This is a genomic window from Vulgatibacter incomptus (assembly GCF_001263175.1).
In the GTDB taxonomy this organism is placed as follows: Bacteria; Myxococcota; Myxococcia; order Myxococcales; family Vulgatibacteraceae; genus Vulgatibacter; species Vulgatibacter incomptus.
This window is the reverse complement of record NZ_CP012332.1, coordinates 2,792,937-2,808,366: the sequence shown is the minus strand read 5'-3', so window position 1 is coordinate 2,808,366 and position 15,430 is coordinate 2,792,937. Positions and strand designations below refer to the sequence as shown.

Annotated in this window: 12 protein-coding genes; 9 read left to right on the top strand and 3 right to left on the bottom strand. The window is 69.4% G+C overall.

All coding sequences use genetic code 11. The annotated features are described in order from the left end of the window. Positions 1-10 precede the first annotated feature (10 nt). Positions 11-1,618 carry an RCC1 domain-containing protein gene (locus AKJ08_RS11770; protein WP_050726243.1) on the top strand — a complete coding sequence of 536 codons (1,608 nt, stop codon included), beginning with the start codon at positions 11-13 and terminating at the stop codon, positions 1,616-1,618. Positions 1,619-1,731: 113 nt separating this feature from the next. Here the strand turns inward: AKJ08_RS11770 and hxpB are convergent, their stop codons facing one another. Beyond that, positions 1,732-2,400 carry a hexitol phosphatase HxpB gene (gene hxpB / locus AKJ08_RS11765; RefSeq protein WP_050726242.1) on the bottom strand — a complete coding sequence of 223 codons (669 nt, stop codon included), beginning with the start codon at positions 2,398-2,400 and terminating at the stop codon, positions 1,732-1,734. Between the two features lie 16 nt (positions 2,401-2,416). After that, positions 2,417-2,890: a VOC family protein gene (locus AKJ08_RS11760; protein ID WP_205624718.1), complete on the bottom strand. Its 474-nt coding sequence runs from the start codon at positions 2,888-2,890 to the stop codon at positions 2,417-2,419. An 88-nt stretch (positions 2,891-2,978) separates the two neighbouring features. Here AKJ08_RS11760 and bioF point away from each other — a divergent pair, with 88 nt between their 5' ends. The 5 genes from bioF to AKJ08_RS11735 all read left to right on the top strand — a co-directional run bounded on the left by bioF (position 2,979) and on the right by AKJ08_RS11735 (position 7,702). Then, positions 2,979-4,160, top strand: a complete 1,182-nt coding sequence (gene bioF, locus AKJ08_RS11755; RefSeq protein WP_050726240.1) for an 8-amino-7-oxononanoate synthase — start codon at positions 2,979-2,981, stop codon at positions 4,158-4,160. Continuing rightward, on the top strand, positions 4,157-4,798 hold the full coding sequence (locus AKJ08_RS11750) for an alpha/beta fold hydrolase (protein ID WP_050726239.1): 642 nt from the start codon (positions 4,157-4,159) through the stop codon (positions 4,796-4,798). Before bioF ends, AKJ08_RS11750 begins: the two co-directional genes overlap by 4 nt. Next, a complete protein-coding gene (locus AKJ08_RS11745) occupies positions 4,795-5,571 on the top strand; it encodes a methyltransferase (protein ID WP_050726238.1) in 777 nt (258 codons plus the stop codon). Before AKJ08_RS11750 ends, AKJ08_RS11745 begins: the two co-directional genes overlap by 4 nt. Before the next feature lie 138 nt (positions 5,572-5,709). After that, a complete protein-coding gene (locus AKJ08_RS11740) occupies positions 5,710-6,927 on the top strand; it encodes a GAF domain-containing sensor histidine kinase (protein ID WP_169788814.1) in 1,218 nt (405 codons plus the stop codon). A gap of 76 nt (positions 6,928-7,003) precedes the next feature. After that, a complete protein-coding gene (locus AKJ08_RS11735) occupies positions 7,004-7,702 on the top strand; it encodes a hypothetical protein (protein WP_050726236.1) in 699 nt (232 codons plus the stop codon). 82 nt (positions 7,703-7,784) lie between these two features. Here the strand turns inward: AKJ08_RS11735 and AKJ08_RS11730 are convergent, their stop codons facing one another. Then, positions 7,785-8,288, bottom strand: a complete 504-nt coding sequence (locus AKJ08_RS11730) for a low molecular weight protein-tyrosine-phosphatase (protein ID WP_050726235.1) — start codon at positions 8,286-8,288, stop codon at positions 7,785-7,787. Between the two features lie 162 nt (positions 8,289-8,450). On the opposite strand from AKJ08_RS11730, the gene AKJ08_RS11725 reads away from it, so the two are divergent. The 3 genes from AKJ08_RS11725 to AKJ08_RS11715 all read left to right on the top strand — a co-directional run bounded on the left by AKJ08_RS11725 (position 8,451) and on the right by AKJ08_RS11715 (position 15,429). Further along, positions 8,451-10,715, top strand: a complete 2,265-nt coding sequence (locus AKJ08_RS11725) for a DUF1588 domain-containing protein (RefSeq protein ID WP_050726234.1) — start codon at positions 8,451-8,453, stop codon at positions 10,713-10,715. A 9-nt stretch (positions 10,716-10,724) separates the two neighbouring features. Then, entirely contained in the window at positions 10,725-11,987 is a 1,263-nt protein-coding gene (locus tag AKJ08_RS11720; RefSeq protein WP_050726233.1) for a DUF1501 domain-containing protein, read from the top strand. Positions 11,988-12,081: 94 nt separating this feature from the next. Continuing rightward, positions 12,082-15,429, top strand: coding sequence for an RCC1 domain-containing protein (locus AKJ08_RS11715; protein WP_082343095.1), 3,348 nt, complete (start codon positions 12,082-12,084; stop codon positions 15,427-15,429). Position 15,430 lies beyond the last annotated feature (1 nt).

Below are 15,430 nucleotides of genomic sequence, written 5' to 3'. Positions count from 1 at the left end.
GAGGGGTTTCATGAAGCGAATCATCGTCCTTCTTCCGTTGCTCGTCGCCTTCGGCTGCTCGAGCGACAAGAAGGAGTCCGCCATCTCGCGCATCGAGATCGATCCTTCCGAGCTCGTGCTCGACGAGCAGGATACCCGGCCCCTGATCGCGACGGCGTTTGCGAAGGACGGCACGGTGGTCGAGGACGTGACGCTCGTCTGGGCCTCGAGCGACTCCGAGATCGTCTCGGTGACCAAGGAAGGGCTGGTCAAGGGCGAGACCTTCGGCAAGGCGACGATCACCGCTTCGGCCGGCGGCGCCGAAGGCTCGATCGAGATCGTGGTCAACGAGGTGGAGCCGGTCTCCATCGGCATCGTGCCGAAGACGCTCCGGGTCCCGGTCGACGGAACGCTGCAGATCGTCGCGGAGCTCAAGTCGGCGAACGGCCGGCTCCTCAAGCGCCGGAACCTCGAGTGGACCTCGAGCGATCCGTCCACCATCGACATCGACCCGACCGGCCTGGCCACCGGTCGAAAGCTGAACGCGACGCCGGTCACGGTCACCGCCACCTTCGGGGACCTCACCACGACCTCGTCGGCGCGCACGGTCCACCGGTTCGCGCAGCTCGTCGCGGGCGACCGCCACACCTGCGCGCTCACCCTGGGTGGCGCCGCCTGGTGCTGGGGCTCCAACGCGGCCGGCGCGCTCGGCAGTGAGGGCGCCCGCTCGAACCTGCCGGTCCGCTTCGGCGCCGAGCAGGCGTTCTCGGAGCTCGCCGCCGGCGGAGACCGGACCTGCGGGGTCTCGGCGGAAGGCAAGGTCTTCTGCTGGGGCGGAGGCGCCGCCGTCGCGGCGGTCCAGACGCCTCCGCTCCACAGCCTCACCATGGGCCAGGGCCACACCTGCGGCCTGACCGACGAGGGGAAGGCCTGGTGCTGGGGCAGCGACTCCCACGGGCAGACCGGAAACGGGAGCCAGCAGGAGACCGCCCAGCCGGCAGAGGTGAAGGGCGGCATGATCTTCGACGCGATCGCGGCGGGCGGTGATACCACCTGCGGCGTCGACGACGCCGGCAAGGCCTGGTGCTGGGGCAGCGACTCGATGGGCCAGCTCGGCAAGAGCTCGGCGGGCTCGGACGCGGCGAATCCCGAGCAGGTCTCGGGCGGTCGCTTCTTCACGTACATCGCCCTGGGCTCCGCGCACGCGTGCGGGATGGAGATCAATGGAGCGGTCTGGTGCTGGGGCTCCAACAACCACGGTCAGCTCGGGCGTGGGACCGCCGGCGGTTCGGCTCCGGCCAAGGTCTCCGGCTCGAGGAGCTTCGTCGCCCTCGCCGCCGGATCGGGCTTCAGCTCGGCCATCGCGCAGGACGGGGAGGGCTTCGCCTGGGGCGAGAACAACCTCGGGCAGCTCGGGGTGGGGGATTCGCGCGACAAGAACGCTCCCGAAGCGTTCACGGGCGCCTTCCGCTGGCAGCAGATCGTGCACGGCGGCTCCCACGCGTGCGGCATCAACGTGGACGGCCTCACCTATTGCTGGGGCAGCAACGACAATGGCCAGGCGGGGATCGGGGAGGACGATCTGAGCCTCTTCGCTGCGACCATCGGCTACGGTCAGGAGCCCCTCGGCGCCAACTGACCGCTGATGGCGGCAGGCTCGACCTGCCGCCGCCGGCTACTGCGCGGCTCCTCGGCGTGACCTGCACGTCGGCGAGCCGCGTCTTCGTTTCCGATCCAATCCGCGATCGAACGTCACCGCCGCGCGACGGCGATCGCGTCCCACTCGACCCGCGGCAGCTCGACGAGCGAGGGCAGGACGCGATCCGCGATCGAGAAGCGCGGGTCGGTGCGCTGCGCCTCCTCGGGCACCGCGATGCAGGCCATCCTCGCCGACTTCGCGGCGATCACGCCGGCCAGCGAGTCCTCCAGGGCGACACAGTCGGTCGGCGGCAGGTCCAGCAGCCTCGCCGCCGAGAGAAAGACCGCCGGATGTGGCTTTCCGTAGGGTTCGCCCTGCGCCGAGTGGACCACGTCGAAGGCGCCACCGAGGCCCAGCTTCTCGAGCACGGCCTCGATCAGCATCGGCGGCGACGACGTCGCGATCGCCACCGGGCCGAAGCGCCGCCTCATGAGCTCGATCGCCTCCAGTGCGCCCGGCATCGGCCCGCCCCTCGCGCGGATGAGCGACGCCATCGCCTCGAGGATTCGCCCGTGCACCTCGGCGAGGCTCGGGCCCTGCCAGGGATAGCGCCGGCTCCAGAGCGCGACCACCTCGTCCAGCCGGAGACCCCGGGTCTCCACGCAGGCCTCCCGCGTGATCGGCACGCCGAGGTCGCCGAAGACCTCCAGCTCGGCCTCCTGCCAGAACGGCTCGGAGTCGATGAGGAGGCCGTCCATGTCGAAGATCGCTGCCCGGATCAACGAGCCGACTCCCCTATCAAGCGCCCGCGGCGTCGAAGGCCGCGATCACGTCGGGAGGTGCCTGTACCAGCTCGATGAGCACGCCCTCGCCCGACAGGGGGAGCTCGGCGCTCGCCTTCGGATGGATGAAGCAGACGTCGTGGCCCGCGGCGCCCTTGCGGATCCCGCCGGGCGTGAAGCGCATCCCCTGTGCCTCGAGGGACGCGACGGCCGCGCGCAGATCGTCCACCCAGAGGCCCAGGTGGTTCAGCGGGGGGTCGTCGACCTTGGGCTTCTTCTCGGGGTCGATCGGCTGCATGAGGTCGACCTCCACCCGGAAGGGCCCGACGCCGAGGGTGGTGATGTCCTCGTCGACGTTCTCGCGCTCGCTGCGGAAGGTCCCCGAGGGCTGGAGGCCCAGCAGGTCCACCCAGAGGCGGCGGAGCGCGGCCTTGTCCTTGCCGCCAACCGCGATCTGCTGCAGCCCGAGGATCCGGAAGTCTCTCTTCATGGCGCGCACACTTCCACGTGGCGCCGCCCGGGGCAAGCGACCGGAACCGTTTGCGACTCGCGCCCGGTGCGAATAGAAACGGCCCGGCATGGCCTTGGACCGGATTTGGATCGACGCGCTCGCGAACCTCGAGAGCGCAGGGAGGCTCCGGGCGCTCCGCGCGGTGGAGCGCCTTGAGGGCGGCCGCGTCTCCCACGGCGGCCGGACCCTCTTGGACTTCTCGTCCAACGACTACCTGGGCCTATCGCGCCATCCGGAGCTCGCGCGCCGGGCCGCGGATTTCGCCCAGCGGTGGGGCGCCGGGGCCTCGTCGTCGCGGCTCATCAGCGGCAACCTCGAACCCTTCGCGCAGGTCGAGGAGAAGGTGGCGGCCGCCAAGGGCACCGAGGCGGCGATGGTCCTTGCCTCGGGCTGGCAGACCAACGCCGGCGTGCTCCCGGCGCTCTTCGACGCTCGGATCCTCGGCAAGGAGCCGCTGGTCTTCAGCGACAAGCTGAACCACGCGAGCATCCACCAGGGATGCCGGGCGGCGGGCGTCCGCCAGCTCCGGTTCCGCCACCTCGACCTCGATCACCTCGAGGCCCTGCTGATCCGGCACCAGGCGGACTCCGCCCCCAAGTTCGTCGTCTCCGAGTCCGTCTTCAGCATGGACGGCGACCAGGCCGACGTCCCCGCCCTGGTGGCGCTCGCGGAGCGATTCGGCGCGTTCCTCTACCTGGACGAGGCCCACGCGACGGGCGTGCTGGGCAAGGACGGCTTCGGACTCGCCGCGGGCCTCGGCGACCGGATCGGCCTCGTGATGGGCACCTTCAGCAAGGCGCTCGGTGGATTCGGCGGCTACGTGGCGTGCTCGAAGCCGCTGCGGGACTACCTGGTGAATCGCTGCTCGGGCCTCGTCTACTCGACGGGTTTGCCGCCGGCGGTCCTAGGCGCGATGGACGCCGCCCTCGATCTCGTCCCGACGATGGGCGCCGACCGCCTCCGCCTGCAACGGAACGCCGCGTCCTTCAGGGATCGGCTGCGCGCCGCCGGCATCGACGTGGGCCCGTCCACCACCCAGATCGTGCCGGCGATCGTCGGCGCCGATCGCCTCGCGGTCGCCATCGCGCGAAGGCTGGAAGAGGAGGGCTTCATGGCCGCCGCGATCCGGCCGCCGACCGTCCCGGAGGGCACGAGCCGCCTGCGCTTCTCGCTGAGCGCTGCCCACCGGAGCGAGGACGTGGAGCGCCTCGCGGACGCGACGATCGCGGCGCTGCAGGATCTGGCATGAACCGGCCCCTCGTCGTCCTGGCGCACGGGTGGGGATTCGCCCCCTCCTTCTGGGCTCCGATGAGCGCCGCCCTCCGCGGCGTCGAGACGGTCGCGGTGGACCTCGGCTTTCGCGGCCCGCCCTCGTTGCCCGAGCTCCCGGCCGATCGCCCGCTCGTCGGCGTCGGCCACTCGCTGGGATTCGCTTGGCTGCTCCGGGAACGCCCATGGGACGGGCTGGTCGCGATCAACGGATTCCCGCGGTTCACGCGCGGCGAGGGTTTTCCCGAAGGCGTCCACCCGCGCCTCCTCGACCGGATGCGATCGCGTCTCCGCGAGCGCCCCGCGGAGGTGGCTGGCGACTTCCTCCGGCGCTGCGGCGTCGACGATCCCGAAGTTCACGATCTCGCGCCCGACCGGCTCGCCGAGGGCCTCGACTGGCTGGCGGAGTGGGACCTGCGAGAGGCGCTCGGCGCGCACCACGGCGCGCTCCTCGCGCTCGCGGGTGATGCAGATCCGATCGTGCCCGAGGCGATGAGCCGCGCGAGCTTTCCCGCCGGCTGCCTGCGTGTGCGGGAGGAGGCGGGCCACCTCCTGCCTTGGAGCCATCCGGAATGGTGTGCGTCGGAGCTGGACGCGTTTCTGCGGGGGCTCTCGTGAGAGCGGTCGTGGTGACGGCGCCCGATTCGACTCCGCGTAAGGACCGCGTGCGCCGTGCGTTCTCGGCGGCAGCCGCGAGCTACGACGAAGGCGCGGGCGCCCAGCAGGAGGTCGCGAGCCGGGTCGCCGCGCTGGTGCTCGAGGCGCCCCCTGCCGCTGGCGCCCGGATCCTCGAGATCGGGTGCGGGACGGGGCTCCTCACGAAGCGGCTCGTGTCGGCGCTGCCCGATCGCCGCTTCTGGGTGACCGATCTGTCTCCGGCGATGCTCGAGCGTTGCAGGGAGCAGGTCGGCGAAGCCGAGGGCCGGATCTTCCGCGTGATGGACGGCGAGTGGCCGGACCTCGAGGAGGGCGGCTTCGACCTCGTCGTGTCCAGCTTCGCCTTCCAGTGGTTCGACGACCTCGGCGCCGGCCTGGCCCGCCTCTCGGCCTGCTTGCGGCCCGGCGGACGGATGGTCTTCTCCATCCCGGGGGCCGAGACCTTCCATGAATGGCGTCGGTTCCTCCGGTCCGAGGGGATCCCTTCGGGCATCGGCCGATTCCCTTCGAGGCACGAGCTGGCGCGGATGGCCACGGTGGTCGCCGAGGAGCAGCTAGAGGCCCGCTTCGACGGCGGTCTCGCGTTCGTGCGGCACCTCGAGGCGATCGGCGCCCGCGTCGCGGAGGAGGGCTACCGCCCGATGCCCTCTGGAGCGCTCCGGCGCCTGCTGCGCAGCTTCGACGGACGGGTGAGCTACCACGTGCTCATCGGCGAGCTCGTCGCCGGGCGCTGACCACCTCGATCCGGGCCGCCGTGGATCCCTAAATTGGAGCCACGAGGCGGATCCATGGGCGGAGGTCGGTCGAAGGAGGGGGCATCCAGGGCGGATTTCCTGGCCAAGCTCCGAGGGCTCAGCCGAGCCACCGTCGCGATGAACTCCTCCCTGACGCTCGCCGAGGTCCTCCAGGTCGTCGCCGAGCAAGCGCGGCTGGTCGTGGGCTGCCACCAGTCCATCACCAGCTTCACCGCTGGTGAAGACCTCTCCCAGGCCGTCAACGCCATCTCGCTCTCCGACAAGTACGCGGCCTGGCGCACCTACGACGAGAAGCCCGACGGGACCGGAATCTATCGCCTCGTCGTCGAGAAGAACCGCCCCTATCGGCTCACGCAGGAGGAGCTCGAGAGCCATCCGGCATTCCGCGGGTTCAGCTGGGCTGCGGCGCGCCATCCTCCCATGAGGGGATGGCTCGCCGTGCCGATCGTCGATCGGCGTGGCGAGAACATCGGGATCATCCAGCTCTCCGACAAGTTCGAGGGGGAGTTCGACGAGGAGGACGAGCAGATCCTCGTCCAGCTCGCGCAGATCGCCGCGGTGGCCACCGACAACGCGCGCCTCTACGAGGCCGAGAAGGCGGGAAAGAAGCGGGCGGAGCGCTCCGTGAAGGCCCGCGAGGCCTTCATCTCCATCGCGTCCCACGAGCTCCGGACGCCGATCACGACGCTGGGGCTCCAGCTCGACCAGATCGACCTGGCGATTCGGAAGCTCCCGGGCGGCGAACGATTCGAACCCAAGCTCGCCGTCGCACGACGCCAGCTCGAGAAGCTCAACGGCCTGGTCACCGAGCTCGTCGACGTCTCTCGGGCCCGGGCCGGGCGCCTCGACCTGCAGCTCGAGGACGTCGACCTGGGCGAGGTCGCGGCCGAAGTGGTCGAGCGCATGGGCGAGCAGGCCAAGCTCGCCGGATGCGCCATCGCGCTCGAAGCGCCCGCCGGGATCGTGGGCAGGTGGGACCGAATCCGCCTCGACCAGGTGATCACCAACCTCCTCTCGAACGCGCTCAAATACGGCGCCGGCAAGCCGGTGAAGGTCGCGGGGAGCGGCGACGCCGCCATGGCGCACCTGGTCGTCGTGGACCACGGAATCGGCATCGCGCCGGAGGATCAGGACCGCGTGTTCGAGCCGTTCGAGAGGATCAAGACGATGCGTGCAGGCGGCCTCGGCCTGGGCCTCTGGATCGTCCGGCAGATCGTCGACCGGTTTGGTGGGCGGATCCGGGTCGAGAGCGAGCTCGGCCACGGCGCGACGTTCTGCGTCGACATTCCGCGCGCCGGAAACCCCGTCGACGAGGATCGCGTCGAACCGACCTGAAGCGGCCTGCTCGCGTCGGCTGCTCCTCCGGTCGGGATGGCATTCTCGAATCGCTCGTGCGATCCCAGCAGAGACCATGGACCTGCACGCATCCAGCTTCCGCGACCGCCTCGCCGAGCGATTGCTCCCAGCCGGGCTCGATCTCGTTCACGCGTTCGACGCGTCGCTCTACAACGAGGCGATCCGGCAGCATGCGAGGCTGACGCCGCTACCTCTCTTCGAGCGCGAGCGTGCGCTCGCCGTGCTCGTCGGCAATACGCGCGAGCTGTGGCCACGGTTCGTCGAGGCCTACCGCGCCAGCCCCGAGCTGAAGCGCCATCCGCACCCGATCGACCACTACGTCACCGAGACCGTGAGTGCCTGCGCCCGGGACCTCCCCGCCCGAATCGAGGTGCGCTTCTCCCACGAGGGCGGCAGCCGTCTCGTCTCGATGCTCCATGTCGCCCAGGCCAGCGGCTTCGCCCACAGGGGTCCCGCACACCTGGCCATCCATCCGGAGCATGGACCGTGGATCGCCCTGCGCGCCGTCATCGTCGTGGACGCCGACGCGCCGCCGCCGTCCCCTCCGGACGCCGAACCGGCATGCGCCTCATGCTCCGCCCCGTGCCAGAAGGCCCTCGCGCGAGCGATGTCCTCGCCCGCCGCTACGTGGCGTGACTGGGTCGCCGTCCGCGACGCCTGCCCCGTCGGCCACCCGAGCCGCTACGACGAGCCGCAGCTCCGCTACCACTACACGAAGTCCCGAGCCGACCTCGACGACGTCCGAGGGGCTTGAACGCAAAGCGCGGGGCCGACTACTCCGGGCGGTGGCAGACGGCTTCGAGGTTGTTGCCGTCATTCGGACCGTCGGGGACGGCTCAGAATCCGTGTTCCCTTCGCAGCTCGCCCAGCAGCGCCCGTGACGTGCGGTCGACGATGTCGAAGACCTCGGCGAAGCCCTCGTCGCCGCCGTAGTAGGGGTCGGGGACCTCGCCGGTGCCCGGCTCCGGATCGAAGTGGCGGAAGAGGACGACGTTCGAGGAGAGATCGGCCGAGCCGAGGGCCCGGATGTTCGCGAGGTTCTCGCGATCCATCGCGAGGACGAGGTCGGACCGGCGCAGGTCCTCGGCGCACAGGTGCCGTGCTCGCTGGTGGGAGATGTCCACACCTCGCTTGCTGGCGGTGGCACACATGCGCTTGTCGGGCGGCTTGCCCACGTGCCAGGCGCCGGTGCCGGCCGAGGCGATCTCGATGCGGCCGGCCAGGCCTGCCTCCTCCACGTGCCGGCGAAAGAGGCCCTCGGCGAGCGGGCTGCGGCAGATGTTGCCGAGGCAGACGAAGAGAACGCGAAACGGTCGGTCGGGCAGGGGAGCGGAACGCATGTCGGGAGAATAACGCCGGCCACCTACTCGCGCTTCCTCCTGGTGCTCGGCGACACCGCCCTCTTGCTTGCCCGGCCTCCAAGTCCGTGCGACCCTGAGCGCTCAAAAATTCTGAAATCCACGTCGGGGATGACCCGGCGACATCTCGGAAGGAGCCCGTTCATGCGACATGGGTTTCTGAGGACGACAGCGCTCGCGCTGGCCGCCGCGCTGATCGGGGCGTGCGGCAGTGACAAATCCGGCGGGGACGAGGAGTGCCTCTCCAACGACCGCTTCTTCGCCAAGAAGGTCTGGGCGCCGATCCTCTCGGAGAAGTGCTACGCCTGCCACAACTCGGCAGGTCAGGCGAACAAATCCAACATGGTGTTGCAGCCGGCTACACAGACCGGCTTCATGGAGGCCAACTTCGCCAAGGTCGCCCACATCGCGAGCTACGAGATCCGGGGCACTTCGCTGCTGCTGCTCAAGCCGAGCAACCAGATCGAGCACGGCGGCGGCTTGCAGATCGCGAAGGATGGCCCGGAGTACAAGGCCCTCCAGGAGCTGATCGGCCGCCTCGCGAACCCCGTCACCTGCGGCTCGCCGGATCTGTCGGGCTTCTATCGCGGCCTGGACATCCTCGACGCACGGTCCACCCTCCGCAAGGCCGCGCTCGCCATAGTAGGCCGCCTCCCCACCGAGGAGGAGGACGCGCGGGTGGCGACGGTCGGGGAATCGGCGATCGAGTCGATCGTCGACGAGATGATGACGGAGGAGTCGTTCTTCGACCGCCTCAAGGTGGCCTTCAACGATCGCCTCCTCACGGATCGCTACGTGCTGGGCAACCGCGCCGTCGACCTCCTCGACGCCGCCGACTTCCCCAACCGCCGCTGGCACGTCGACCTCGACGAGGCGACGACCGATCCCGAGCTCTTCGCCAAGGCGAAGCGATGGACCAACGAGTCCGTCGCGCGGGAGCCGCTGGAGCTGGTGGCGCACGTGGTCCGGAACGACCGGCCCTTCGGCGAGATCCTCACCGCCGACTACCGCCTCGTGAACCCGTTCTCCGCCAAGGTCTACGGGATGGACGACCTCCGGTTCAAGGATCCGCTGGATCCCAGGGAGTGGCGCGAGGGGCGGTTGAAGGAGGGTGAGCTGGCAGGCGTGCTCGGCTCGCCGATGTTCCTGAACCGCTTCCCCACCACGTCGACGAACCGGAACCGTAAGCGCGCGCGGATGGTCTACCAGTTCTTCCTCGCGACCGACCTGCTGAAGCTCGCCGAGCGTCCCGTCGATCCCACGTCGATCGAGGACTTCAACCCGACGATGTACAACCCGAACTGCACCGTGTGTCACAACAACATGGACCCGGTGGCGGGCGCGTTCCAGAACTGGGACGAGCGCGGGCGGTACCGCCCTCCGGCGGACGGCTGGCACAAGGACATGCTCCCGCCCGGCTTCAAGGATCGCACGATCCCCTTCGAGCAGCGGCGCCAGAGCCTTCCCTGGCTCGGGAAGGAGATCGCGGCGGATCCGCTCTTCGCGACCTCGACGGTCTACACCGCGTACACGATGCTCACCGGCCAGGCGCCGCTGACGCCGCCGGCCGATCCGCTCGCTCCCGACTACGAGCTGCGGCAGGACGCCTACGAGGCGCAGAACGAGCTCTTCAAGGAGATCGCGACCGCGTTCACGCGGGAGAACCAGAACTTCAAGGGGGTGGTGAAGCGGCTGGTGATGAGCCCGTGGTTCCGTGCCTACAACGTGATGGCCGGGAAGGAGGAGGCGTTCGACGACGTGGGGACGGCGCGCTTCCTGGGCCCCGAGCAGCTCAACGCGAAGATCTGGGCGACGACCGGCTTCCCGTGGCGCGTCTGGGGTGACACGCCCGACTACCTCACGGACCGCAACCAGTACCTGATCTTCTACGGCGGCATCGACTCGGAGGCCGTCACCGACCGCATCTCGGCGCCGAACGGCGTGATGGCCAACGTGGCGCAGAGGATGGCGAACGAGGTGGCGTGCTGGTTCGTGCCCTGGGACCTCACCGCTCCTGCGCACGAGCGCAAGCTCCTCCCGCTGGTGGAGCTCGGCTACGAGCCGGAGGACGCGAACGGCTTCGAGATCCCCGGCGCAGTGGACGCGATCCGAGAGAACATCCGCTACCTGCACCAGCGGTTGCTGGGCGAGACCCTTCCCGTGGGCGATCCCGAGCTCGAGCGCTCCTACCGGCTCTTCGTCGACACCTGGAGGGACGGGCGGGACGCCGTCGCCAAGAACGCCGAGAGCCGCTGGCTGCCCGGGAACTGCCGCGCGAACCGGGAGTTCTGGACCCGCGAGCCCCTCCCCGACGCCCTCAAGGTCGAGGACGACAGCCGGTACACGATCCGCGCCTGGATGGCGGTCACCACCTATCTGCTGAGCGACTACAAGTTCCTCCACGAGTAGGAGCGCGCCATGGAACGTCGAGATTTTCTCAAGCTGGCAGCCGGCGCCGGACTGGCGCTCTCCTTCCCTGCGGGGATCCGCCGCGCCGAGGCGGCGAGCGTCGATTACCGGGGGCCGCTCTGGGTCTTCGTTAACGCCGACGGCGGCTGGGATCCCACCAGCCTCTGCGATCCAAAGGGCAGGCTCTCGGCCGACGAGGCCAGCCCGGTCAACAAGTCGTACGGCGTCGGTGACATCCTGACGGCGGGCAACATCCGGTACGCGCCGGTCGGCGGCAACCAGGCCTTCTTCGAGAAGCACTGGAAGCGGTTGCTCGTGGTGAACGGACTCGACACCGAGACCAACAGCCACGACAGCGGCCAGCGCAACGTCTGGAGCGGCAGCCTCCAGGAAGGGCTGCCGGCCCTCGCGGCGCTGGTGGCGGGCGGCCTCGGCAAGGACAAGCCGATGGCGTTCCTGAGCAGCGGCGGCTTCGACGACACCGCCGGGCTGGTCGCGCTGAGCCGCGCGGGCAACATGGGCGCCCTCTCGCGCATCGCCTTCCCGAACCGCTCGGACCCGAACAACCCCGATTCGTTCATCCACTCGCAGTCGACGAGCGAGCGGATCGCGAAGGCGCAGGAGGAGCGGATCCAGTCGCTCCTCCAGAGGGAGCGGCTCCCCAGGGTGCGCCGCTCGCTCTCGATGCTCGTCAACGCCCGCGCCGGGCAGGACGAGCTGCAGCGCCTGTCGGAGATGCTGCCGTCGCCCCTCGACGACTCCAACAACCCCCTGAAGCGCCAGGCCCAGGTCGCGGTCGCAGCCTACCGCGCCGGGATCACCGTGAGCGCGAACCTCAACCTCGGCGGCTTCGACACCCACGGGAACCACGACGCCACCCACATCCCGCGGCTGCAGATGCTCCTCGAGGGCGTCGACTTCCTCCTCGCCGAGGCAGAGGACAAGGGGATCGCCGATCGGATCGTCGTCGCGGTTGGCTCGGACTTCGGCCGCACGCCGTCGTACAACTCGGACAACGGCAAGGACCACTGGTCGATCACGAGCATGATGCTGATCGGCGCCGGCATCCCGGGGAACCGAGTGGTCGGCGCCACCGATGAGCGGCACCGCCCGCTGACGGTCGATCCGCGGACCCTGCAGCTCGACGCCCGCGGCATCCGCCTCAAGCCGGTGCACGTCCACCGCGCGCTGCGGCGGCTCGCAGGCGTCGACCGCCTGGACGCCGCGAGCCGCTTCCCCCTCGCCGGAGAGGACCTGCCCATCCTCGGTTGAATACGCGGCGACGAGACGAGTCGAAGTGGGTTCGCGAGCACGTGGTATATGTGCGCGCGAAATTCACCGGATCGACCGTTCTCGGAGTGGACGCATGGGTAGGCTCGAACGCTGGGCCGTGGTCTTTTGCTTGTCGCTCGGGGCCTGTGTAGGCGAAGCCCCGAGGGAGCCGGAGACGAACGGGGAGACGCTGCACCTCGAAGGCCTCACCGCGTCGACGGACGAGGTGGACGCGGTCCGGCTCGCCTGGTCCTCACCCGACCGGGCGCTCTCCGCGATCACGGTGAAGCGTGACGGCGTTCCCGTCGCGACGCTGCCGGGCGACGCCACCTCCTTCGAGGACCGTGCGGCGACTCCAGGGGGCCTCGGCGCTCCCGTCGTCACGTTGGAGCCCCTCGAGGATTCGGTGCGGCTCGAGTGGCAGGCTCCTCCCGTTTTTCCGGGTGCGAGCCACTCCTACGAGGTGGTCGCCGCGTATCCCGAAGGGACCGCTTCCGCTTCCGCCATGGGGCTTCGCAGGGCCCCTCTGATCACGGGCTTCCTGATCGAGCGCGACGGCCGAGGCCTCGCGTCCGTGGGCCCGGTCTCGACCTACGACGACGCGAGCGCAGCTCCGGGCGGGCTGGGCGCGCCGGCCCTCACCGTTCGTGAAACGGGCGACGCCCTCGTTCTCGATTGGGTCGCGCCCTCGGCGAGCCCTGGCGAAGCACATTCCTACCGCGTCCTCGCCGAGTCCGATCTGGGCTCGGGCCCGCCCTCGGCGAACGTCGTGGGCGGACGCAGCGCGCCTTCGATCACGGGCTATCGGATCGAGCGCGACGGCGAGGAGCTCGCGGTCGCCGACGCCGATACCCGGTCCCGATCGGACGAATCCGCTTCGCCGGGATCGATCGGTGCGCCGACGCTCTGGGTCGTGGCGTCGACGGCAGCCGCCGGTCTTTCATGGGATCGACCTCGCGGTGAGCGGGGCTCGAGTCACGAATACATTGTAGTCGCGGTCACCGAGACGCAGTCCGCACTGTCGAACCCCGTCTCGGCCTCCCGCAGCGCCCCCGTGATCACCGGATACTCGGTGCTGCGGGATGGAGCCGAGATCGCGCTCCTGGACGTGGCCGCGACTTCGTATGCAGACACCACAGCGATGCCAGGAGAGCTGGGCCCGCCGGCCTCCGTCACCGCCACCCAGGGGACCCGCACCGACGCCGTCGAGGTCTCGTGGCGGGTACCTGCCATCGGTGCCCCGCCACACGCGTACGCGGTTGTGGCGTCGACATCCGCCGGCATCCGTGCCTCTGCGAACGTGGTGGGAGGGCGCGCCGCCGCCGACGTGATCGGCTACGAGGTGCGACGCGACGATGGCGAATGGATGGGCGCAGGGGACGCGACCTCGTTCGTCGATTTCGACGCTCCGGGATTCGAGCTCACCGCAGCCGCGGTCGCAACCTCCGATAACTTCGGCAACTACGTGGAGCTGAGGCTCGAGGCCGATCCCGAGTTCGGGCCGCCGGCGCCCTCGCAGTACGAAGTGCGGGCCATCACCGCCGACGGTCCTGGCGAGGCCTCGCCGATCGTCGTCGGCTACAGGGGCTTCACCTCGGTCGGGTCCGGTGGACTCTCCTATCAGTGGCAGCGCTCGACTCGAGACGCCGACGAGGCCTACGAGGACCTCCCGGGGTTCATCGACTCTGGAGAGATCGACCGCGAGCCCCTGCTGGACGACGGCCGGTACTATCGGGTCGAAGTGCGATCGGAAGGTGCCATCGGCTGGTCCACGGCGGCGCGGGCCGTCGTGCCGAGCTTCGACAGCATCAGCACCGGCTCGTCCCACACCTGTGCGGTTCGAAGCGACCACAAGCTGTTCTGCTGGGGATCCAACACGTTTCGACAGTCGACGGTTCCGGCCGGTACGGACGCGTTCGAGAGCGTGAGCGCCGGCGTCTACCATACCTGCGCTGTACGGAGGGGCGACGGCCGGGCGATCTGCTGGGGGTCCAACGGCGACGGCGAGAGCCAGGCCCCGCCGTCGGAGTCCTTCGCGAGCGTGAGCGGCGGGCGCTATTTCACATGCGGGGTCCGGGCCGGAGACGGAACGGTGGTCTGCTGGGGCGACAACGGCAGCAACCAGCTTCAGGCCCCGTCCGGAGTCTCCTTCCTCAGCGTCAGCGCAGGATATTCGCATGCATGCGGCATCCGCGCGTCGGATCGGAAGGTGCTCTGCTGGGGAGACAACTACGGCGGAATGGCGCCTCCGGGGCCCAGCGCGGATGCCTTCGAGAGCGTGAGCGCAGGGAGCACCTACACCTGCGGCGTGCGGAGCCGCGACAGGAAGATGGTTTGTTGGGGATCGAACACGCCCGACACCGGTGCCGACTCGTTCGAGACCATCAGCGTCTGGGGGGCCGCGTGTGGAGTTCGGACCGTCGACCGCAAGGTGGTCTGTATGAAGCCCGACAATCTCGGGCGCGGGGAGACGACGACCGAAACGAGCTTCGGAGCCTACGAGAGCGTGAGCGCCGGGTATTCGCACTTCTGCGCCCTGCGGTATCCGGATCGCCGGGTGGTCTGCTGGGGTGACGGTCCCAGCGGCGAGACGCCCGTCATTCGGAGCCTGGACACGTTCGACAGTGTTTCCGCAGGCTTGACGACCAGCTGCGCCGTCCGGCGCGTCGATCACAGGGTGGTCTGCTGGGGCAACACCGGCGGGCTTCCGGCGGGTCCATGGGCCGATCCCGTCGAGAGCGTGAGCGTTGGAAACAACCATGTCTGCGCACTGCGGAGCAGCGATCACAGCGTGGTCTGCGAAGGCGGCTACGCGAGCTCCGGAGAGGCCACGGTCCCGTCTCCCGGACCCTGGAAGAGCTTCACGGCTCGCCACTACCAAACGTGCGCGATCCGGAGCGCGGACGGGAGGGTCGTCTGCTGGGGAGACAACCGTTACGGTCAGGCACCGGCCGAGCCCAGCGTCAACACGTTCACGAGCGTCAGCACCGGTTTCAGTCACACATGCGGAATCCGAGCCATCGATCAAAAGATCTCCTGCTGGGGAAGGAATGACAAGGGTCAGGCGCCGGATACGCCGAGCACCGACCCGTTCCGAATCGTGAGCGCTGCAGATGACCACACCTGCGGTGTGCGATCGAGCGACGACAAGGTCGTCTGCTGGGGCGACAATTCCAAGGGACAGGCGCCCCCGGGGCCGAGTGCCGATTCGTTCTACCGATTGAGCACGGGATGGGATTTCACCTGCGGTATCAGGAGCAGGGATAGAAAGGTCCTCTGCTGGGGCAGGAATACGAACGTGCAGGTTCCTTCGGGGCCGAGCCTGGATTCCTTCGACGACGTGAGCGCCGGATACGACCACGCGTGCGGCGTGCGCAGCGATGGCCGGGTGATCTGTTGGGGAACCGGTTCGAAGGGGTCCGCGAACGTGGTGAGGCCGTAGC